This window comes from Marinobacter sp. PE14, assembly GCF_053566155.1.
Genome location: NZ_JBQXNY010000007.1, coordinates 149,455 through 167,259, shown reverse-complemented (window position 1 = coordinate 167,259; position 17,805 = coordinate 149,455). Strand labels below are relative to the sequence as shown.

General features: G+C 55.8%; 29 protein-coding genes. 28 read left to right on the top strand and 1 reads right to left on the bottom strand.

Annotated elements, in window-relative coordinates:
* Window positions 1-4: 4 nt before the first annotated feature.
* The 26 genes from rplD (at window position 5) to rplQ (ending at window position 12,586) form a co-directional block, all read left to right on the top strand.
* Complete coding sequence (gene rplD, locus ACWJ62_RS19055) at window positions 5-610, top strand: 50S ribosomal protein L4 (protein WP_064230340.1); 606 nt, start codon at window positions 5-7, stop codon at window positions 608-610.
* The gene (gene rplW, locus ACWJ62_RS19050; RefSeq protein ID WP_008174862.1) at window positions 607-900 is read left to right on the top strand and encodes a 50S ribosomal protein L23; all 294 of its coding nucleotides are present in this window, start codon (window positions 607-609) and stop codon (window positions 898-900) included. Before rplD ends, rplW begins: the two co-directional genes overlap by 4 nt.
* A 17-nt stretch (window positions 901-917) precedes the next feature.
* Entirely contained in the window at window positions 918-1,745 is an 828-nt protein-coding gene (gene rplB, locus ACWJ62_RS19045; RefSeq protein WP_449287596.1) for a 50S ribosomal protein L2, read from the top strand.
* Between the two features lie 23 nt (window positions 1,746-1,768).
* A complete protein-coding gene (rpsS, locus tag ACWJ62_RS19040) occupies window positions 1,769-2,044 on the top strand; it encodes a 30S ribosomal protein S19 (RefSeq protein ID WP_007154011.1) in 276 nt (91 codons plus the stop codon).
* 16 nt (window positions 2,045-2,060) lie between these two features.
* A complete protein-coding gene (gene rplV / locus ACWJ62_RS19035; RefSeq protein ID WP_008174870.1) occupies window positions 2,061-2,393 on the top strand; it encodes a 50S ribosomal protein L22 in 333 nt (110 codons plus the stop codon).
* Window positions 2,394-2,404: 11 nt separating this feature from the next.
* Complete coding sequence (gene rpsC, locus ACWJ62_RS19030; protein WP_064230338.1) at window positions 2,405-3,088, top strand: 30S ribosomal protein S3; 684 nt, start codon at window positions 2,405-2,407, stop codon at window positions 3,086-3,088.
* 12 nt (window positions 3,089-3,100) lie between these two features.
* Window positions 3,101-3,514, top strand: a complete 414-nt coding sequence (rplP, locus tag ACWJ62_RS19025) for a 50S ribosomal protein L16 (RefSeq protein ID WP_008174875.1) — start codon at window positions 3,101-3,103, stop codon at window positions 3,512-3,514.
* On the top strand, window positions 3,514-3,705 hold the full coding sequence (gene rpmC / locus ACWJ62_RS19020; protein WP_008174877.1) for a 50S ribosomal protein L29: 192 nt from the start codon (window positions 3,514-3,516) through the stop codon (window positions 3,703-3,705). The genes rplP and rpmC overlap by 1 nt, the downstream gene beginning before the upstream one ends.
* A gap of 1 nt (window position 3,706) precedes the next feature.
* Window positions 3,707-3,973 carry a 30S ribosomal protein S17 gene (gene rpsQ / locus ACWJ62_RS19015; RefSeq protein WP_012139774.1) on the top strand — a complete coding sequence of 89 codons (267 nt, stop codon included), beginning with the start codon at window positions 3,707-3,709 and terminating at the stop codon, window positions 3,971-3,973.
* A 15-nt stretch (window positions 3,974-3,988) separates the two neighbouring features.
* The gene (gene rplN / locus ACWJ62_RS19010) at window positions 3,989-4,357 is read left to right on the top strand and encodes a 50S ribosomal protein L14 (protein WP_007154005.1); all 369 of its coding nucleotides are present in this window, start codon (window positions 3,989-3,991) and stop codon (window positions 4,355-4,357) included.
* Window positions 4,358-4,374: 17 nt separating this feature from the next.
* On the top strand, window positions 4,375-4,695 hold the full coding sequence (gene rplX, locus ACWJ62_RS19005) for a 50S ribosomal protein L24 (RefSeq protein ID WP_008174881.1): 321 nt from the start codon (window positions 4,375-4,377) through the stop codon (window positions 4,693-4,695).
* Window positions 4,696-4,710: 15 nt separating this feature from the next.
* Window positions 4,711-5,250 carry a 50S ribosomal protein L5 gene (rplE, locus tag ACWJ62_RS19000; protein WP_088558161.1) on the top strand — a complete coding sequence of 180 codons (540 nt, stop codon included), beginning with the start codon at window positions 4,711-4,713 and terminating at the stop codon, window positions 5,248-5,250.
* A 12-nt stretch (window positions 5,251-5,262) separates the two neighbouring features.
* Window positions 5,263-5,568, top strand: coding sequence for a 30S ribosomal protein S14 (gene rpsN / locus ACWJ62_RS18995; RefSeq protein ID WP_449287595.1), 306 nt, complete (start codon window positions 5,263-5,265; stop codon window positions 5,566-5,568).
* Between the two features lie 88 nt (window positions 5,569-5,656).
* Window positions 5,657-6,049 (top strand): 30S ribosomal protein S8, encoded by a 393-nt coding sequence (rpsH, locus tag ACWJ62_RS18990; protein WP_008174886.1) that lies wholly within the window; start codon window positions 5,657-5,659, stop codon window positions 6,047-6,049.
* A gap of 9 nt (window positions 6,050-6,058) precedes the next feature.
* Window positions 6,059-6,592 carry a 50S ribosomal protein L6 gene (gene rplF, locus ACWJ62_RS18985; RefSeq protein ID WP_449287594.1) on the top strand — a complete coding sequence of 178 codons (534 nt, stop codon included), beginning with the start codon at window positions 6,059-6,061 and terminating at the stop codon, window positions 6,590-6,592.
* Window positions 6,593-6,601: 9 nt separating this feature from the next.
* Window positions 6,602-6,949 (top strand): 50S ribosomal protein L18, encoded by a 348-nt coding sequence (gene rplR, locus ACWJ62_RS18980; RefSeq protein WP_148607565.1) that lies wholly within the window; start codon window positions 6,602-6,604, stop codon window positions 6,947-6,949.
* A gap of 12 nt (window positions 6,950-6,961) precedes the next feature.
* Window positions 6,962-7,462: a 30S ribosomal protein S5 gene (rpsE, locus tag ACWJ62_RS18975; protein ID WP_008174892.1), complete on the top strand. Its 501-nt coding sequence runs from the start codon at window positions 6,962-6,964 to the stop codon at window positions 7,460-7,462.
* A 4-nt stretch (window positions 7,463-7,466) separates the two neighbouring features.
* On the top strand, window positions 7,467-7,655 hold the full coding sequence (gene rpmD / locus ACWJ62_RS18970) for a 50S ribosomal protein L30 (RefSeq protein ID WP_449287593.1): 189 nt from the start codon (window positions 7,467-7,469) through the stop codon (window positions 7,653-7,655).
* A 1-nt stretch (window position 7,656) separates the two neighbouring features.
* Window positions 7,657-8,091, top strand: coding sequence for a 50S ribosomal protein L15 (gene rplO / locus ACWJ62_RS18965; protein WP_088829375.1), 435 nt, complete (start codon window positions 7,657-7,659; stop codon window positions 8,089-8,091).
* 17 nt (window positions 8,092-8,108) lie between these two features.
* Complete coding sequence (secY, locus tag ACWJ62_RS18960; RefSeq protein ID WP_008174899.1) at window positions 8,109-9,431, top strand: preprotein translocase subunit SecY; 1,323 nt, start codon at window positions 8,109-8,111, stop codon at window positions 9,429-9,431.
* Window positions 9,432-9,461: 30 nt separating this feature from the next.
* Window positions 9,462-9,575 (top strand): 50S ribosomal protein L36, encoded by a 114-nt coding sequence (gene rpmJ / locus ACWJ62_RS18955; protein WP_008174902.1) that lies wholly within the window; start codon window positions 9,462-9,464, stop codon window positions 9,573-9,575.
* Between the two features lie 140 nt (window positions 9,576-9,715).
* Window positions 9,716-10,072 (top strand): 30S ribosomal protein S13, encoded by a 357-nt coding sequence (gene rpsM, locus ACWJ62_RS18950; protein ID WP_008174904.1) that lies wholly within the window; start codon window positions 9,716-9,718, stop codon window positions 10,070-10,072.
* Between the two features lie 13 nt (window positions 10,073-10,085).
* Window positions 10,086-10,475 carry a 30S ribosomal protein S11 gene (rpsK, locus tag ACWJ62_RS18945; RefSeq protein ID WP_007153992.1) on the top strand — a complete coding sequence of 130 codons (390 nt, stop codon included), beginning with the start codon at window positions 10,086-10,088 and terminating at the stop codon, window positions 10,473-10,475.
* 18 nt (window positions 10,476-10,493) lie between these two features.
* On the top strand, window positions 10,494-11,114 hold the full coding sequence (rpsD, locus tag ACWJ62_RS18940) for a 30S ribosomal protein S4 (RefSeq protein ID WP_069185086.1): 621 nt from the start codon (window positions 10,494-10,496) through the stop codon (window positions 11,112-11,114).
* 35 nt (window positions 11,115-11,149) lie between these two features.
* Window positions 11,150-12,154, top strand: a complete 1,005-nt coding sequence (locus tag ACWJ62_RS18935) for a DNA-directed RNA polymerase subunit alpha (RefSeq protein ID WP_008174911.1) — start codon at window positions 11,150-11,152, stop codon at window positions 12,152-12,154.
* 33 nt (window positions 12,155-12,187) lie between these two features.
* On the top strand, window positions 12,188-12,586 hold the full coding sequence (gene rplQ / locus ACWJ62_RS18930; protein ID WP_008174913.1) for a 50S ribosomal protein L17: 399 nt from the start codon (window positions 12,188-12,190) through the stop codon (window positions 12,584-12,586).
* A gap of 221 nt (window positions 12,587-12,807) precedes the next feature.
* On the opposite strand, the gene uvrA is transcribed toward rplQ, so the two are convergent.
* On the bottom strand, window positions 12,808-15,630 hold the full coding sequence (gene uvrA, locus ACWJ62_RS18925; protein ID WP_449287592.1) for an excinuclease ABC subunit UvrA: 2,823 nt from the start codon (window positions 15,628-15,630) through the stop codon (window positions 12,808-12,810).
* Window positions 15,631-15,815: 185 nt separating this feature from the next.
* Between uvrA and ACWJ62_RS18920 the strand changes: the two genes are divergently transcribed.
* Complete coding sequence (locus ACWJ62_RS18920) at window positions 15,816-17,186, top strand: MFS transporter (RefSeq protein ID WP_449287591.1); 1,371 nt, start codon at window positions 15,816-15,818, stop codon at window positions 17,184-17,186.
* Between the two features lie 57 nt (window positions 17,187-17,243).
* Entirely contained in the window at window positions 17,244-17,774 is a 531-nt protein-coding gene (gene ssb / locus ACWJ62_RS18915) for a single-stranded DNA-binding protein (RefSeq protein WP_449287590.1), read from the top strand.
* The last annotated feature ends 31 nt before the right edge of the window (window positions 17,775-17,805 follow it).

The following is a 17,805-nucleotide window of genomic DNA, read 5'->3' as shown; positions in this document are numbered from 1 at the left end:
TGCGATGGAATTGACTATTACAGGTAGCGGCAAGGGAATTTCGGTTTCCGACGCTGCATTCGCCAAAGATTTTAACGAGTCGCTGGTTCACCAGGTAGTGACTGCCTACATGGCAGGCGCCCGCCAGGGTACCAAGGCTCAGAAGACGCGTTCCGAAGTAAGCGGTGGCGGTAAGAAGCCATGGCGTCAGAAGGGCACCGGTCGTGCCCGTGCCGGTACTATCCGTAGTCCGATCTGGCGTGCCGGTGGCGTTACCTTTGCGGCCAAGCCTCGTGGCTTTGAGCAAAAGGTTAACCGCAAAATGTACCGCGCAGCGATGCGCTCCATTTTTTCCGAGCTGGTTCGCCAAGAGCGTCTGGTGGTTGTCGACGATATGAATGTTGATAGCCCCAAGACCAAGGCATTCAACGCCAAGCTGAAGGATATCGGTGTGACCAATGCGCTGATTCTGTCCGACAACGTCGAGCAGAACCTGCATCTGGCCTCGCGCAACATTCCGCACGTCGACGTGCGTGATATTGCCGGTCTGGATCCGGTTAGCCTGGTTGCCTTCGAGAAGGTCGTTGTGACCGTTCCCGCTCTGAAGAAGATCGAGGAGATGCTGGGATGAATCAGGAACGTATTTACAAGGTCCTGCTTGGGCCGCACGTATCGGAAAAAGCGTCTCTGGCAGCAGAGCGTGGCCAGGTAGTGTTTCGTGTAGCACCTGATGCCACCAAGCCCGAGATCAAGAAAGCCGTTGAGCAGCTGTTCAACGTCACCGTAGAAGGTGTTCAGGTTCTGAACCGTAAGGGTAAGCTCAAGCGCACTATCCGCGGGTTCGGCAAGCGTAATGACATTCGTAAGGCTTACGTAAAGCTGGCAGAAGGTCAGGACATCGATTTTCTGGATGTGGAATAAGGTAAAGGGGTCGTAATATGCCGATCGTCAAAACCAAACCAACATCTGCCGGACGCCGTCACGTTGTAAAGCTTTACAACCCGGATCTGCACACTGGGCGCCCATACGAGCCGTTGGTAGAAAGAAAGAACAAGACGGGTGGTCGTAACAATGTAGGCCGCATCACAACCCGTCATACGGGTGGTGGCCACAAGAAGCACTACCGTGTCATCGATTTCAAGCGGACCAAAGATGGTATCCCGGCGGTCATTGAGCGCCTGGAATACGATCCGAACCGCTCTGCGCACATTGCACTGTTGAAGTACGCCGATGGCGAGCGTCGTTATATTGTCGCTCCCAAAGGCATGCAGATTGGTGATCCTGTGCGCTCCGGTATCGACGCGCCAATCAAAGTGGGTAGCACGCTGCCGCTCCGGAATATTCCGGTCGGTTCTGTGATCCACTGCGTCGAACTCAAGCCTGGCAAAGGTGCACAGCTGGCTCGCTCTGCGGGCGCATCCGTACAGCTGGTTGCCCGGGAAGGTGCGTATGCCACCATCCGCCTGCGCTCAGGTGAAATGCGTAAGGTGCTTGTAGATTGCCGTGCAACGCTGGGTGAAGTATCCAACAGCGAGCACAGCCTCAAGCAGCTTGGTAAAGCGGGTGCATCACGTTGGCGCGGCAAACGGCCAACAGTACGTGGTGTTGCTATGAACCCAGTTGACCACCCACATGGTGGTGGTGAAGGGCGTACCTCTGGCGGGCGTCACCCGGTTACTCCGTGGGGTGTTCCGACCAAAGGGCATAAGACTCGTAAGAACAAGCGTACTGACAAGATGATAGTACGTCGTCGTTCGGCCAAGTAAACGACTACATAGAGGTAATTGCTGTGCCACGTTCTTTAAAGAAAGGTCCTTTTATAGACCTGCATCTGTTGAAGAAGGTCGAGGCAGCTCTGGAAGCTAACGACAAGCGGCCGATCAAAACCTGGTCCCGCCGGTCGACAGTCTTTCCAGAGATGGTAGGCCTGACCATTGCAGTCCACAACGGCAAGCAGCACGTGCCGGTTTATGTCACCGAAGATATGGTTGGACATAAGCTGGGTGAGTTCGCGGCAACGCGTACTTATCGTGGTCATGCGGCCGACAAGAAAGCTAAACGCTGATTCTGAGGTAATCGAAATGGAAGTAGCAGCCAAGTATAAGGGCGCTAACCTCTCAGCTCAGAAAGCACGTCTTGTCGCTGACCAAGTACGTGGCAAGGCTGTTGAGGATGCCCTGAACATTCTGACTTTCAGCCCGAAGAAGGCGGCGGTCGTGATCAAGAAAGCTCTTGAGTCCGCCATCGCCAACGCTGAGCACAACGAAGGTCTGGACGTTGACGAACTGCGGGTTTCCACCGTGATGGTGGATGAGGGTCCGACGCTCAAGCGAATCAAAGCTCGAGCCAAGGGGCGCGCTGACCGTATTTTCAAGCGCACCTGCCATATCACCGTCAAGGTCGCCGACAAGTAGGAGATGCTCAGATGGGTCATAAAGTAAATCCAACCGGCATTCGCCTGGGTGTGATCAAAGAGCACAACTCAGTCTGGTATGCCGACAAGAAGGAATACTCCAGGAACCTGCTGAATGACATTCAGGTTCGTGAGTTCCTTGACAAGCGTCTGGTTAAGGCGTCTGTCAGCAAGATTGTGATCGAGCGCCCTGCTCAGAACGCCCGTATCACGATCCATACTGCCCGTCCCGGTATTGTTATCGGTAAGAAGGGTGAAGATGTTGATCGTCTGCGTCGCGAAGTCAGCGACATGATGGGTGTGCCTGTGCACATCAACATCGAAGAAGTCCGCAAGCCGGACCTCGATGCCCGCCTGGTAGCGCAAAACGTTGCCGGCCAGCTGGAGCGTCGTGTGATGTTCCGTCGCGCTATGAAGCGTGCGGTTCAGAACGCCATGCGCCAGGGTGCCAAGGGTATCAAGATCCAGGTAGGCGGTCGTCTCGGGGGTGCTGAAATCGCTCGTTCCGAGTGGTATCGCGAAGGTCGTGTTCCGCTGCACACACTGCGTGCAGATATTGATTACGCAACCTACGAAGCGCATACCACTTACGGCGTAATCGGCGTCAAGGTATGGATCTTCAAAGGTGAGATTCTTGGTGGTATGGAGCAGGTCCGTGCTGACAAGAAAGCCTCTGGGAAGAAAGGTTCTAAGTAAAGGGGCACTCTTATGCTGCAACCAAAACGCACCAAATTCCGCAAGGTAATGAAAGGCCGTAACACCGGTCTTGCTCACCGCGCCAACAAGGTGAGCTTCGGTGAATACGGATTGAAGGCTACGAGCCGTGGGCGTATAACTGCGCGCCAGATTGAGGCAGCGCGTCGTACCATGACTCGTCGCATCAAGCGGGGCGGTAAGATCTGGATCCGGGTGTTCCCGGACAAGCCGATCACCGGAAAGCCGCTTGAAGTTCGAATGGGTAAAGGTAAGGGTTCTGTCGAGTATTGGGTGGCTGAAATCCAGCCAGGCCGCATGCTCTACGAGATGGAAGGTGTTTCCGAGGAAATCGCTCGTGACGCATTCACTCTCGCGGCGGCCAAACTGCCGGTACAGACCACCTTTGTAACGAGGACGGTGATGTGATGAAAGCAACAGAGCTGCGTGAAAAGTCAGTCGAGGAGCTGAACAAAGAGCTGATCGACCTCCTGAAGGAGCAGTTCAACCTGCGCATGCGTAAGGCGACAGGTCAGCTGAATCAGTCTCACCTTCTCGGCAAGGTGAAGCGCGACATCGCTCGCGTGAAAACAGTATTGAACGAAAAGGCAGGACAGTGACATGACCGAAGCTACCCAAACTGCCAGAACTCTGAGCGGCAAGGTCGTGAGCAACAAGATGGAGAAGTCCATCGTGGTGCTGGTCGAGCGTCAGGTGAAGCATCCTCTGTACGGTAAGTACATGAAGCGCTCTACCAAGATCCATGCTCACGATGAGAGCAATCAGTGCAACGTCGGTGACACTGTGACCATCCAGGAAACCCGTCCGGTCTCAAAGACCAAGAGCTGGGCCCTGGTGGAAGTCACCGAACGTGCATCCAAGGTGTAACGCCGGAGAACAACCATGATTCAGACTCAAACAATGCTTGAAGTCGCGGATAACAGCGGTGCGCGTCAGGTGATGTGCATCAAGGTCCTGGGCGGTTCACATCGGCGTTATGCCAGCGTAGGGGATATCATCAAGGTGACCGTAAAGGAAGCCATCCCCCGCGGTAAAGTGAAGAAAGGCCAGGTCCTGAAAGCTGTCGTGGTGCGCACCCGCAAGGGTGTTCGCCGTCCCGACGGTTCGCTGATCCGTTTCGACGGAAACGCGGCAGTACTTCTGAACAATCAGGACGCTCCTATTGGTACCCGTATCTTCGGACCGGTTACCCGTGAACTGCGTAATGAGAAGTTCATGAAAATTATCTCACTGGCACCCGAAGTACTTTAAAGGACCAGAGGCCGGTTATGAAAAAGATCAAACGAGATGACGAAGTAATCGTCACCACGGGGAAAGATAAAGGCAAACGTGGTAAAGTCCTGAAGGTTCAGGACGATGGCCGCATGGTGGTTTCAGGGATCAATATGATCAAGAAGCACACCAAGCCGAACCCGATGCTGGGCTCCCCAGGTGGCATCGTCGAAAAAGAAGCACCTATCCAGGCTTCCAACGTGGCTATTTTTAATCCGCAGACCGGCAAAGCCGATCGTGTAGGCTTCCAGATCAAGGAAGACGGCGCGAAAGTGCGGATCTTCAAGTCCACGAACGAAGCTGTCGATAACCAGTAAGCGGTGGTGGTTACGATGCTTAACATGAAAGAGCAGTACAGTAAGGAAGTGGTACCCGCCCTGCAGAAAGAGTTCAGCTACAAGAACATCATGCAGGTGCCGCGTATCGAGAAGATCACCCTTAACATGGGTGTCGGCGAAGCGGTTGGTGACAAGAAGCTGATTGAGAATGCTGTGGCGGATCTTGAGCGCCTGGCAGGTCAAAAAGCGGTTGTCACCAAGGCTCGTAAATCCGTCGCGGGTTTCAAAATCCGTGAAGGTTGGCCTATCGGTTGTAAGGTTACCCTGCGCGGCGAGCGTATGTGGGATTTCTTTGATCGCCTGGTTCACATTGCGGTTCCCCGCATTCGTGACTTCCGTGGTCTGAATCCCAAGTCGTTCGACGGTCGCGGTAACTACAGCATGGGTGTGCGTGAGCAGATCATTTTCCCCGAGATCGAGTACGACAGAGTCGACAAGATCCGTGGTCTTGACATCACCATTACCACCACTGCCGGTACCGACGATGAAGGTCGCGAACTGTTGAAAGCCTTTGGCTTTCCGTTCAAGAAATAAGGAACGAGTGTAATGGCTAAGGTTTCCATGAAAAACCGTGAGCTCAAGCGCGAAAAAACCGTTGCGAAGTTTGCAGCGAAGCGTGCCGAGCTCAAGGCGATTATCAAGAACCCGAATACCAGCGATGATGACCGTTGGAATGCACAGATGAAGCTCCAGCAGCTTCCTCGTGATGCTTCTCCTTCGCGTCTTCGTAATCGTTGCCAGGTGACTGGTCGCCCCCACGGCGTTCTGCGCAAGTTTGAGCTGTCACGGATCAAACTCCGTGAATACGGCATGCGCGGTGACGTTCCGGGCCTGACCAAGGCAAGCTGGTAAGATAGGTACCCTGGCCTCGGTCGGGTGCCTGTTGGTAAGCGGTGCGGCAAGCCGCTGCACAACTAAAAAGATCAGGAGCCTCATACCAATGAGTATGCAAGACACGCTTGCGGATATGTTTACCCGTATCCGTAATGCACAGATGGCATCAAAAGCAGACGTTACGATGCCGTCTTCAAAGATGAAGATCTCCGTAGCCCAGGTCCTCAAGGACGAGGGTTACGTCGACGATTTCTCCGTTTCAGCCGACGCGAAGCCCGAGCTGACGATTACTCTGAAATATTTCGGCGGCAAGCCGGTTATTGAAGAGATCAAGCGGGTCAGCCGTCCGAGTCTGCGCCAGTACAACGGCGCTGGGGAACTGCCGAAAGTATCCGGTGGTCTGGGAGTCGCGATTGTCTCAACGTCCAAGGGCGTTATGACAGACCGCGCCGCACGAGCTGCTGGCGTGGGTGGCGAAGTCATCTGCACCGTATTCTAGGAGAACCACATGTCCAGGGTTGCCAATAATCCTGTCGTGCTGCCTTCCGGTGTTGAGGTTAAGCTGAACGGACAGGAAATTAATGTGAAGGGTTCCAAGGGAGCGCTTCAAATCACCATTCACCAGGCGGTTGAAGTAAAGCAGGAAGAAAACATTCTTCGCTTTGCGGCCCGCGATGGTGCTACCAAGTCCCGCGCTCTTGCTGGTACTACTCGTGCACTGGTCAACAACATGGTGACCGGTGTTTCCACAGGCTGGGAACGTAAACTCCAGCTGACGGGCGTAGGTTACCGTGCCCAGGCGCAAGGTAAGAAGCTCAACCTGACACTGGGTTTCTCACACCCGGTCGAGTATGAGCTGCCCGAGGGGATTACCGCAGAAACTCCGTCCAATACGGAAGTTGTGATTCGCGGTATCGACAAGCAACAGGTTGGCCAGGTCGCTGCGGAAGTCCGCGCGTTCCGTCCGCCCGAGCCTTACAAGGGCAAGGGTGTTCGTTATGCGGATGAGCAGGTCAGACGCAAAGAAGCCAAGAAGAAATAAGGCGGGACTATGAGCGCGAATAACGAAAGATTGCGTCGCGCACGCAAAGTGCGCATGAAGATCCGTGAACTGGGTACCGATCGTCTGTGCGTTCACCGCACACCGCGTCACATGTACGCCCAGGTCACGACTGCAGACGGCAGCAAGGTGCTGGCTTCTGCCTCCACGTTGGATAAGGAACTGCGCCAGGGTGCAACCGGTAACGTGGACGCTGCCAAGAAGGTCGGTCAGCTGATCGCTGAACGCGCCAAGGCAGCAGGTGTTGAGCAGGTTGCTTTTGACCGCTCCGGTTACCGTTATCACGGCCGTATTCAGGCTCTGGCCGACGCAGCCCGTGAAGCTGGCTTGCAATTCTAAGAGGTGGAGAAGATGAGCGTTAACGAACAGAAGGCGCCTGAGCTCCAGGAAAAGCTGGTTCAGGTCAATCGTGTCGCCAAGGTTGTTAAAGGTGGCCGTATTTTCGCCTTCACCGCACTGACTGTAGTGGGTGATGGTAAAGGTCGCGTTGGTTTCGGTCGTGGCAAGGCGCGTGAAGTGCCGGTTGCCATCCAGAAGGCCATGGAAGCTGCACGCAAGAACATGGTAGAAGTTCCGCTTGACGGCACTACCCTGCAATACCCGGTCAAGGCTCAGCATGGCGGCTCCAAGGTCTACATGCAGCCGGCGTCCGAAGGTACTGGTATCATCGCCGGCGGTGCGATGCGCGCAGTACTGGAAGTGGCGGGTGTTCAGAACGTACTGTCCAAGTGTTACGGGTCTACCAACCCGGTGAACGTTGTACGTTCCACCATCAAGGGTCTCCAGGCAACTCAAGCGCCTGAAGATATTGCAGCCAAGCGCGGTAAGACCGTGGAAGAGATTCTGGGTTGAAGTCATGGCGAACGCAAAAACGATCAAAGTAACTCTGACCCGCAGCCCCATCGGCTGCCAGCCCAAGCACAAGTTGTGTGTGAAGGGCCTGGGTCTTCGTAAAATCGGTCACACCGTGGAAGTGGAAGATACACCTTCTATCCGCGGCATGATCAACCGGGTTTATTACCTGGTTCGGGTTGAGGAGAACTAAGATGCGTCTGAACGAACTTAGTCCAGAGCCCGGTTCACGTCCCGCCGCAAGGCGCGTCGGTCGTGGTATCGGTAGCGGTCTCGGTAAAACCGGTGGTCGCGGTCACAAAGGTCTGAAGGCACGCTCCGGCGGCAGTGTAGCGCCCGGATTTGAGGGCGGTCAGCAGCCGTTGGCCCGTCGTCTGCCGAAGTTTGGCTTCACGTCCCGTCAGCAGCGTTACGTTGCTGAGATTCGCCTGAACGAACTGGCGAAGGTAGAGGGCGATGTGGTTGATCTGGAAGCCCTGAAAAAGGCTGATATCATTCGCGGGGAAATCCGCGAAGCCAAGGTTATCATGTCCGGCGAACTGAGCCGCGCGGTAACTGTGAAGGGGCTGCGGGTAACCAAAGGCGCGCGCGAGGCAATTTCTGCCGCGGGTGGTAAAGTCGAAGACTAAGGCGAGTCGAGGACTAAATGGCCAAGAACGCATCATTGCCTGCGGGCGCGGGTAAAGGACTGGCAGAGCTGCGATCGCGGCTCTGGTTTGTCTTCCTGGCATTGCTGGTGTACCGGATTGGTGCCCACATTCCGGTGCCGGGTATCAACCCCGACCGTCTGGCGGCACTGTTTGAACAGAACCAGGGCACAATCCTGAGCATGTTCAACATGTTTTCCGGTGGTGCGCTTGAGCGCATGAGTATCTTCGCTCTCGGTATCATGCCGTACATTTCGGCTTCTATCATCATGCAGCTCATGACTGCGGTTAGTCCGCAGCTTGAGCAGCTGAAGAAAGAAGGCGAGGCTGGCCGTCGAAAGATTAGCCAGTACACACGGTATGGTACGGTTATCCTGGCCCTGGTTCAGGGTTTTGGTATTTCTGTCGGTCTGGCATCTCAGGGTGTCACCTTCAATGACAGCTTCAGCTTCCACTTTGTGGCGGTAGTGTCATTCGTGAGTGGCGCCGTATTCATGATGTGGCTTGGCGAGCAGATCACCGAGCGGGGTGTCGGCAACGGCATTTCCCTGCTGATCTTCGCCGGTATTGTTGCCGGGCTTCCCGGTGCTATCGGTCAGACGCTCGAGCAGGCCCGTAATGGTGAGATGAGCCTGCTGGTAGTTCTGGGTATTGGTGTTCTTGCGGTTGCTGTTATCGGCTTTGTGGTCTTCATGGAGCGCGGGCAGCGGCGGTTGACGATCAATTACGCCAAGCGACAACAGGGTCGCCGGGTGTTCGCCCAGCAGTCCAGCCATCTACCTCTGAAGGTAAATATGGCCGGTGTGATTCCGCCCATCTTTGCGTCTTCCATTCTGCTCTTCCCGGCATCGCTGGGGCAGTGGTTTGGTCAGGGTGAGGGTATGGAATGGCTGAGCGATGTTTCCCAGGCTCTGGCGCCGAGCCAGCCGTTGTACATTATCCTGTTTGCAGCAGCAGTGGTTTTCTTCTGCTTCTTCTATACAGCGCTGATGTACAACCCGAAAGAAGTTGCGGATAACCTCAAGCGCTCTGGAGCGTTTATTCCGGGCATCCGTCCTGGTGATCAGACTGCCAAGTATATCGATGGTGTTCTGACCCGGCTGACGCTGTTCGGTGCAATGTACATTGCAGCAGTTTCCCTGTTCCCTCAGTTCCTGATGGTGGCCGGGAATGTTCCGTTCTATCTGGGCGGTACCTCTCTGCTGATTGTTGTAGTCGTGGTGATGGATTTCATGGCGCAGGTTCAGTCGCACCTGATGTCCCATCAGTATGAATCGCTGATGAAGAAGTCCAATCTCAAGGGCTATGGTCGGAACGGTTAATCCCGTTCCCCTTGAAAACTGGAGTCGACAATGAAAGTACGCGCTTCGGTAAAGAAAATTTGCCGTAACTGCAAAGTAATTCGTCGCAATGGCTCGGTACGAGTCATTTGCTCGGAGCCTCGTCACAAGCAACGCCAGGGCTGATTCCGAGAGGAATCGTTCCTGACATTGTAGGGTTTCGGAATGATAGCGCTTGACTCCATGCGGGGTCAGGCGCTATTATTTCGCGCCCTTTTTGTGGCGGAAAATTCACACAGCAAAGCTTTGAACGCGGAGTAATTTGGATGGCACGTATAGCCGGTGTCAATATACCCGATCACAAACATGCTGTTGTCTCGCTGACCTACATCTTTGGTGTTGGCAAGACCACAGCCCAGAAGCTTTGCGACGCAACCGGTGTCAAGCCGGACCTTAAGGTCAAAGACCTGAGCGACGAGCAGCTTGAAGCACTTCGTACTGAAGTGGGCAAGGTGTCTGTCGAAGGCGATCTGCGTCGTGAAGTACAGATGAACATCAAGCGTTTGAAGGATCTCGGATGCCACCGTGGTCTGCGTCATCGTCATGGCCTTCCGGTCCGTGGCCAGCGCACCAAGACCAACGCACGCACCCGTAAAGGTCCACGCAAACCTATTCGTAAGTAACAGGTAGGCAAACATGGCAAAGCCAGGTACACGTACCCGTAAAAAGGTGAAAAAGACGGTTGTTGATGGCGTCGCGCACATTCACGCGTCCTTCAACAACACTATCGTGACCATTTCTGACCGTCAGGGCAACGTCCTGTCCTGGGCCACTTCTGGTGGTTCCGGTTTCCGTGGGTCACGCAAGAGTACACCTTTTGCTGCGCAGGTAGCAGCTGAAAGAGCCGGTAATGCGGCTGCTGAATACGGCCTTAAAAACCTGGACGTAGAGGTTAAGGGTCCTGGGCCCGGACGTGAGTCTGCAGTTCGCGCGCTGAATGCGTGTGGCTATAAGATCACGAACATCACAGATGTGACGCCGATTCCCCATAACGGTTGTCGTCCGCCCAAAAAGCGCCGCGTCTAACACAGGAGACAGTGAAATATGGCTCGTTATATAGGCCCGAAGTGCAAGCTGTCTCGTCGTGAAGGGACAGATCTTTTTCTGAAGAGCGGTGTTCGCGCGCTCGATTCCAAGTGCAACATCGAGACTCCGCCGGGTATGCACGGCGCGCGTCGCGGTCGTCTGTCCGAGTACGGCGTTCAGCTTCGTGAGAAACAAAAAGTTCGTCGTATCTACGGCGTACTGGAGAAGCAGTTCCGCAACTATTACAAAGAGGCCGCCCGAGGCAAAGGTGCAACCGGTGAAAACCTGCTGCAGCTGCTGGAAGGCCGTCTTGATAACGTTGTATATCGCATGGGCTTTGGTTCTACCCGTGCAGAAGCCCGTCAGCTCGTCTCTCACAAGGCGATACTGGTCAACGATAAGTCGGTGAACATCCCGTCTTACCAGGTCCGTCCGGGTGATGTTGTGAGCGTGCGTGAAAAGGCGAAGAACCAGTTGCGTGTTAAAGGCGCACTGGATCTGTCTGCAAGCCGTGCACCGGTGAGCTGGGTAGAGGTCGACGCCAACAAGATGTCCGGCGTTTACAAGTCAGTACCCGAGCGTACTGAACTGCCGGCCGACATCAACGAGAACCTCATCGTCGAGCTTTACTCCAAGTAAAGCCCAGTTAGCAACGATAGCAGATAGGGGCGTCTATGCAGCGTTCAGTACATGAGTTATTGACACCTCGTACCATTGACGTGAAGGAATCAAGCGCCACACGTGCCAAGGTTACGCTTGAGCCTCTGGAAAGGGGCTTTGGGCATACCCTGGGCAGTGCTCTGCGCCGGATTCTCTTGTCTTCGATGCCGGGCTGCGCCGTGACTGAAGCGCAGATTGACGGTGTCCTGCACGAGTACAGCGCCATTGAGGGTGTCCAGGAAGACGTCATCGAGATTCTTTTGAATCTCAAAGGCGTTGCCGTAAAAATGAACGGTCGGGACGATGCCGAGCTTACGCTCAGCAAGAAAGGCCCGGGCGTTGTGACAGCCGGTGATATCAAGCTGGATCATGACGTCGAGATTGCCAACCCGGAGCACGTGATCTGTCACCTTAGCGAGAATGGTGAAGTGAACATGCGTCTCCGTGTTGCACGCGGTCGCGGCTATGAGCCGGCGGATCAGCGCGGTCTCGACGAGGACGAAACTCGCGCCATCGGACGCCTGCAGCTGGATGCAACATTCAGCCCGGTTCGTCGTGTGGCTTACGCCGTGGAAAGTGCACGGGTAGAGCAGCGGACCGATCTGGACAAGCTGGTTATCGACCTGGAGACCAATGGTACGATCGACCCGGAAGAAGCAATTCGCCGGGCGGCCACCATCCTCCAGCAGCAACTGGCGGTGTTTGTCGATTTCGATCATGAGAAAGAGCCCGAGCGCGTAGAGGAAGAGGAGGAAATCGATCCTATCCTGCTGCGTCCGGTTGATGATCTGGAATTGACAGTGCGTTCAGCTAACTGCTTGAAGGCTGAGAACATTTACTACATCGGCGATCTTATCCAGCGTACAGAAGTTGAGCTGTTGAAGACGCCTAACCTTGGTAAAAAGTCGCTGACCGAGATCAAGGACGTTCTGGCGTCCCGTGGTCTGTCACTGGGCATGCGTCTTGATAACTGGCCGCCGGCTAGCCTTCGTGGCGACGACCGGGTTCTGGGCGGTTAATCGCCGATTAGTTTAAGGTAAGGAATCAGAGCAATGCGTCATCGTAAGAGTGGTCGTAAGTTCAGCAGGACCAGTGCGCATCGCAAGGCCATGTTCCGTAACATGACTGCGTCACTGGTTGAACACGAGCTGATCAAAACAACGCTGCCGAAAGCCAAAGAGCTTCGTCGGGTAGCTGAGCCTTTGATCACGCTTTCCAAGAATGATTCGGTCGCGAATCGTCGTCTGGCGTTCTCACGCCTGCGTGACGATGCAGCGGTTGCCAAGCTGTTTGACGAGCTTGGTCCCCGCTACAATGAGCGTCCGGGTGGATATCTTCGTATCCTGAAGTGTGGCTTCCGTGCCGGCGACAATGCCCCGATGGCATTTGTCGAGTTGGTTGGTCGCCCGCTGGATATCGAAGCGGAAGAGGTGGACGAAGACGAGGATTAATTTCCTCGGCTTCGGCCAACACAAAAAAACCGGGTTCCGTAAGGTTCCCGGTTTTTTTGTGTCTGGGTTTTAGGAAATTCGTAGTTTTCGAGGTTAGGTGGCTGGCAAGGCGGTGGGGGTTTATTTTCTTTGGAAAAATAACTCGCTTCGCTCAGACATCTTTTTCCGGCAGAAAATAAACCCCCACCCCCTCGCCGACAGGGCTCTCCGTTGCCCGCCAACTACTTCTTCAACATTGGCTTCAAGTAGCGGCCTGTGTGGGAAGCAGCGTTCTCCGCAACCTCCTCGGGCGTGCCCTCGGCAATGATCTGCCCACCGCCGGAGCCACCCTCCGGGCCCAGGTCGATAATCCAGTCTGCGGTTTTTATTACATCCAGGTTGTGCTCGATCACCACGATGGTGTTGCCGTGGTCACGCAACCGTTCCAGGACATTTAGTAGTTGCTGAATGTCGTAGAAGTGCAGGCCGGTGGTGGGCTCGTCCAGAATGTAGAGGGTTTTGCCGGTATCCCGTTTCGACAATTCCTTGGCCAGCTTCACCCGCTGGGCTTCGCCTCCCGAGAGTGTCACTGCGCTCTGCCCCAGACGGATATAGGAGAGGCCCACATCCATCAGCGTCTGCAGTTTCCGGGCAAGGAAAGGCACGGCGTCGAAGAACTCCCGGCCCTCCTCAACGGTCATCTCCAGCACTTCGTTGATGTTCTTGCCCTTGTAGCGGACCTCCAGGGTCTCCCGATTATAGCGCTTGCCCTTGCAGACGTCGCAGGGCACGTAGACATCGGGCAGGAAATGCATCTCTACCTTGATCACGCCATCGCCTTGGCACGCCTCGCATCGTCCACCTTTGACGTTGAAAGAGAATCGGCCAGGTTTGTAACCGCGGGAGCGTGCTTCCTGTGTTCCGGCAAAGAGTTCCCGGATGGGAGTGAACAGGCCGGTGTAGGTGGCCGGATTCGAGCGGGGGGTGCGACCGATGGGGCTCTGGTCAATGTCGATGACCTTGTCCAGGTGGTCTAGGCCTTTGAGCGTCTGGTAAGGGGCATGGTTGAGGCTGGTGGCCTTGTTGAGTTTGGCGGCAGCTACCGGATACAGGGTGCTGTTGATCAACGTCGATTTGCCAGACCCGGATACACCGGTGACGCAGGTCATGATACCCAGCGGTAAATTCAGCGTGACGTCTTTCAGGTTGTTGCCAGCAGCGCCCGACAGGGTCAGCACTTTTCCGCTGCCCTTGTTGCGTTGCTTGGGGATGGCGATTTCCCGGGTACCGTTCAGGTATTGCCCGGTAAGCGAATCGGGGTTGTCGATGATCTGTTGCGGTGTGCCCTGACCGATAACGTGTCCGCCATGAACACCAGCGCCCGGCCCGATATCAATGACATGATCGGCAGCGCGGATAGCATCCTCATCGTGTTCGACAACAATGACAGTATTGCCCAGGTCCCGCAGATGGGTGAGAGTGGCCAAAAGTCGGTCATTGTCCCGTTGATGCAACCCGATGGAGGGTTCATCGAGAATGTACATAACGCCTACCAATCCGGCGCCGATCTGGCTTGCCAGGCGAATGCGCTGTGCCTCACCCCCGGAGAGCGTATCGGCGCTCCGCTCGAGCGTGAGGTATTCCAGTCCGACGTTCACCAGGAACTGAAGACGCTGCCGCACTTCCTTCAGAATTTTTTCGGCTATCTCACCTTTCCGCCCCGGCAGCGCGAGGGTTTCGAAGTAATCATGAGCGTCACCCACCGGGAGGTGAGTGACATCGGAAATATTGTGCTCTTCGATGAAGACGTGGCGGGCGCTGCGGCGCAGTCGTGAGCCGCCGCACTCTTTGCACGGTTGGGTGCTCAGGTTGCGTGCGAGCTCCTCCCGCATGCTCTGGGAATCGGTCTCGCGGTAGCGCCGTTCGAGGTTCGGCAGAATGCCCTCGAATGTATGGGCCTTCTCCATGATATGGCCACGGGAATTCACATAACGGAATGGGATATCCTCATCGCCCGAGCCGAACAAAAGGACGTTGCGGAAATCCTCGGGCAGATCCGTCCAGGGCGTTTCCAGATCAATGCCGTAGTGATCTGCCACGCTACCCAGCATCTGGAAGTAATAGACGGCCCGGCGATCCCAGCCCTTGATGGCGCCGGATGCCAAAGTGGCTTCCGGGTGCTGGACAATTTTTTCGGGATCAAAGAACTGTTTAACACCCAGTCCGTCGCAGGTAGGGCAGGCACCTGCCGGGTTGTTAAAGGAAAACAGTTTCGGCTCCAGCTCGCTCAGGGCATAACCGCACTGGGTGCAGGCATAACGGGCGGAGAAAGTGTGTTCTTCGCCCTCACCGCTCATGGGCGCCACAAGGGCAATCCCATCCGCCAGGCCCAGGGCGGTTTCAAAACTCTCGGCAAGCCGCTGCTCCAGGCCTGGCTTGACCTTGAACCGATCGACGACCACATCAATCTGATGTTTGCGTTTCTTGTCCAGGGCCGGCACATCGTCAATATCGTAAACCGTGCCGTCCACCCGCAGGCGGATAAAACCCTGGCTGCGCATGGTTTCGATAACCTGCAGATGTTCGCCTTTCCGGTCCCGGATTACCGGTGCCAGAATCATCAGCTTGCTGTCCTCTGGCATGGCGACCACCTGGTCCACCATCTGGCTGATGGTCTGTGCTTCCAGGGGTTGGCCATGGTCGGGGCACCGGGGCTCGCCGGCGCGGGCGAAGAGCAGGCGCAGGTAATCGTAGATCTCGGTGATGGTGCCAACGGTGGAGCGAGGGTTGTGGGAAGTGGACTTCTGCTCAATGGATATCGCTGGCGACAGCCCCTCGATATGGTCCACATCCGGCTTCTCCATCATCGAGAGAAACTGGCGAGCATAGGTAGACAGCGACTCCACATAACGGCGCTGCCCTTCGGCATAGAGGGTATCGAACGCAAGGGACGATTTACCGGAACCGGAGAGGCCGGTAATCACGATCAGTTTGTCCCTTGGCATATCCAGGTCGATGTTCTTCAGGTTGTGGGTTCGTGCCCCTTTGATCTGGATATGGTCCATAACACCTCGCTCGGATAAAAACGAAAATTATACCGCGTTGGGCCCGCCGCGGCGAAAATGATACCGGGGCCAGCATCACGCGGGCTGTCCCCCGTCAGCGCCCCTTCTGTTACAATGCGCCGCCTGCGATGGGTATCTGCCCTCAATCTGACCGCTTTCAACCCCGGCTGAGGTACGTAATTGCCATGAATGCGCTGGGAAAACGCTCCGTATTGGCCCTGGCGTCTGTTTACGCCATGCGCATGCTCGGACTGTTCATGGTGCTGCCGGTATTCATGTTGCTGGGCGAAGATCTCAAGGGTGCAACGCCCGCATTGCTGGGTCTCGCCATAGGCGCATACGGTCTCAGTCAGGCCCTGTTGCAGATTCCCTTCGGCATGCTGTCTGATCGGGTCGGCCGAAAGCGCATGATCTATATCGGACTGGTCCTTTTTGCCGCAGGCAGTTTGCTGGCCGGAGCCACGGACTCCATATACGTTGTAATTGCCGGTCGGATTCTTCAGGGGGCCGGTGCGATCGCCAGTGTGTTGATGGCGCTTCTCAGTGACCTGACCCGGGAAGAGGAGCGGACCAAGGCCATGGCAACGGTGGGGATCACAATTGGTCTGTCGTTTTCGGTATCGCTGGTTCTTGGCCCCCTTCTCGGAGCCTGGTGGGGGCTTTCCGGGATCTTCTACACCACAGCAGCATTGGCCATGGTCGCGCTGGTGATCGTCAACCGCCTGGTTCCGACGCCCCATCAGCACAAGACCAGCCCCGACACGCATCCTGCCCGGGAGATGCTGGGTCGCGTGCTTTCAGACGGTCGTCTGATCCGGTTGGATTTCGGTATCTTTGCCCTGCATCTGGTGCTGACCGCTCTGTTTCTGGTGTTTCCCTCCATGCTTCAGGAGCAGTTTGGGCTTGCCAGCAGTTCACACTGGTGGTTCTACCTGAGCGTGATGGTCACGTCTTTTTTTGCCATGGTGCCGTTCATCATCATTGGCGAGAAAAAACGCAGGATGAAACCGGTGCTGTGCGGGGCGATTGCCTTGCTGACATTGGCCACTGCCGGGTTTACCGGTGTCTCCGGCAGCCTGGTTGCGGCCTGGGCTGTGCTGTTTTTCTTCTTTATGGCCTTCAACCTGCTCGAGGCCAGCCTGCCGTCATTGATCAGCAAGGAGGCGCCGGCTGCAAGCAAAGGTACGGCAATGGGGGTCTACTCCACCTCCCAGTTTATGGGCGCGTTTCTGGGGGGCGCCCTCGGCGGCTACCTCCTGGAGGTAGCCGGGCTTCAGGGCGTACTCTGGTTCATGGTGGTAGTGCTGGGCCTCTGGCTATTGATAGCGCTCACTATGCCCCCGCCCGGTCACGCCACAAGTTTCGTGGTACAGTTGCAGCAGGTAATGAGCAACCAGTACGACGACATCGATGACAATCTCCGCCGCCTTCCGGGCGTTCAGGATGTGGTGATTGTGGAAGACGCTGCCACCGCCTATCTTAAGGTGGATCGTCAGCAATTTGATGAAGCGTTACTTGCGGACTTTTCCTTTGTCCGGCAGGCTAACCATTCTTGAAATCCGGAGGTTCGCACGGAACGCGGGCGTCCCTGAAAACAGAGTCAGGAGCAGAACATGGCACGAGGCGTAAACAAGGTAATTCTCATCGGTAATCTGGGGCAGGACCCGGATACCCGTTACACCCCCAACGGCAATGCCGTAGTGAACCTGAATCTTGCAACAGACGAAAGCTACAAGGATCGTCAGACCGGTCAGCTGGTGCCGAAAACTGAATGGCACCGGGTTGTCATGTTCGGCAAGATCGCCGAAGTGGCTGGCCAGTATCTTCGCAAGGGGTCGAAGGTTTACATTGAGGGCAAGCTACAGACCCGCAAATGGCAGAACAAGGAAGGGCAGGATGTCTACACCACCGAGGTTGTGGTGGATATCAATGGCCAGATGCAGATGCTGGACAGCCGAGGCGCTGAAGGCGGTATGAGCCAGGGCGCACCGGCGGGGCGTCCGCAGCAGTCCGGCTATAATGCACCGGCAGGACAGCAGAACAATCCGCCGCCCCAGTCGCAGTCTGGTGGCTACAGCAATCAGCCATCACAGGGCAGCATGCCCGAGCCGGTTGACGATTTTGATGATGACATTCCGTTCTGACTCTCCTGATAAGGGAACCGGGATTTGAGCA

Bases quoted from the DNA above. Each gene is read 5' to 3' on its own strand.
- secY (WP_008174899.1), top strand. From the start codon at position 8,109: ATGGCCAAGAACGCATCATTGCCTGCGGGCGCGGGTAAAGGACTGGCA.
- rpmD (WP_449287593.1), top strand. From the start codon at position 7,467: ATGGCGAACGCAAAAACGATCAAAGTAACTCTGACCCGCAGCCCCATC.
- rplP (WP_008174875.1), top strand. From the start codon at position 3,101: ATGCTGCAACCAAAACGCACCAAATTCCGCAAGGTAATGAAAGGCCGT.
- ACWJ62_RS18935 (WP_008174911.1), top strand. From the start codon at position 11,150: ATGCAGCGTTCAGTACATGAGTTATTGACACCTCGTACCATTGACGTG.
- rpmJ (WP_008174902.1), top strand. From the start codon at position 9,462: ATGAAAGTACGCGCTTCGGTAAAGAAAATTTGCCGTAACTGCAAAGTA.
- rpsC (WP_064230338.1), top strand. From the start codon at position 2,405: ATGGGTCATAAAGTAAATCCAACCGGCATTCGCCTGGGTGTGATCAAA.
- rpmC (WP_008174877.1), top strand. From the start codon at position 3,514: ATGAAAGCAACAGAGCTGCGTGAAAAGTCAGTCGAGGAGCTGAACAAA.
- rpsK (WP_007153992.1), top strand. From the start codon at position 10,086: ATGGCAAAGCCAGGTACACGTACCCGTAAAAAGGTGAAAAAGACGGTT.
- rpsE (WP_008174892.1), top strand. From the start codon at position 6,962: ATGAGCGTTAACGAACAGAAGGCGCCTGAGCTCCAGGAAAAGCTGGTT.
- rplE (WP_088558161.1), top strand. From the start codon at position 4,711: ATGCTTAACATGAAAGAGCAGTACAGTAAGGAAGTGGTACCCGCCCTG.
- rpsN (WP_449287595.1), top strand. From the start codon at position 5,263: ATGGCTAAGGTTTCCATGAAAAACCGTGAGCTCAAGCGCGAAAAAACC.
- rpsM (WP_008174904.1), top strand. From the start codon at position 9,716: ATGGCACGTATAGCCGGTGTCAATATACCCGATCACAAACATGCTGTT.
- rplQ (WP_008174913.1), top strand. From the start codon at position 12,188: ATGCGTCATCGTAAGAGTGGTCGTAAGTTCAGCAGGACCAGTGCGCAT.
- rpsD (WP_069185086.1), top strand. From the start codon at position 10,494: ATGGCTCGTTATATAGGCCCGAAGTGCAAGCTGTCTCGTCGTGAAGGG.
- ACWJ62_RS18920 (WP_449287591.1), top strand. From the start codon at position 15,816: ATGAATGCGCTGGGAAAACGCTCCGTATTGGCCCTGGCGTCTGTTTAC.
- rpsQ (WP_012139774.1), top strand. From the start codon at position 3,707: ATGACCGAAGCTACCCAAACTGCCAGAACTCTGAGCGGCAAGGTCGTG.
- uvrA (WP_449287592.1), bottom strand. From the start codon at position 15,630: ATGGACCATATCCAGATCAAAGGGGCACGAACCCACAACCTGAAGAAC.
- rplN (WP_007154005.1), top strand. From the start codon at position 3,989: ATGATTCAGACTCAAACAATGCTTGAAGTCGCGGATAACAGCGGTGCG.
- rplR (WP_148607565.1), top strand. From the start codon at position 6,602: ATGAGCGCGAATAACGAAAGATTGCGTCGCGCACGCAAAGTGCGCATG.
- rplO (WP_088829375.1), top strand. From the start codon at position 7,657: ATGCGTCTGAACGAACTTAGTCCAGAGCCCGGTTCACGTCCCGCCGCA.
- rplD (WP_064230340.1), top strand. From the start codon at position 5: ATGGAATTGACTATTACAGGTAGCGGCAAGGGAATTTCGGTTTCCGAC.
- rplX (WP_008174881.1), top strand. From the start codon at position 4,375: ATGAAAAAGATCAAACGAGATGACGAAGTAATCGTCACCACGGGGAAA.
- rpsH (WP_008174886.1), top strand. From the start codon at position 5,657: ATGAGTATGCAAGACACGCTTGCGGATATGTTTACCCGTATCCGTAAT.
- rplB (WP_449287596.1), top strand. From the start codon at position 918: ATGCCGATCGTCAAAACCAAACCAACATCTGCCGGACGCCGTCACGTT.
- rplV (WP_008174870.1), top strand. From the start codon at position 2,061: ATGGAAGTAGCAGCCAAGTATAAGGGCGCTAACCTCTCAGCTCAGAAA.
- rplF (WP_449287594.1), top strand. From the start codon at position 6,059: ATGTCCAGGGTTGCCAATAATCCTGTCGTGCTGCCTTCCGGTGTTGAG.
- rplW (WP_008174862.1), top strand. From the start codon at position 607: ATGAATCAGGAACGTATTTACAAGGTCCTGCTTGGGCCGCACGTATCG.
- ssb (WP_449287590.1), top strand. From the start codon at position 17,244: ATGGCACGAGGCGTAAACAAGGTAATTCTCATCGGTAATCTGGGGCAG.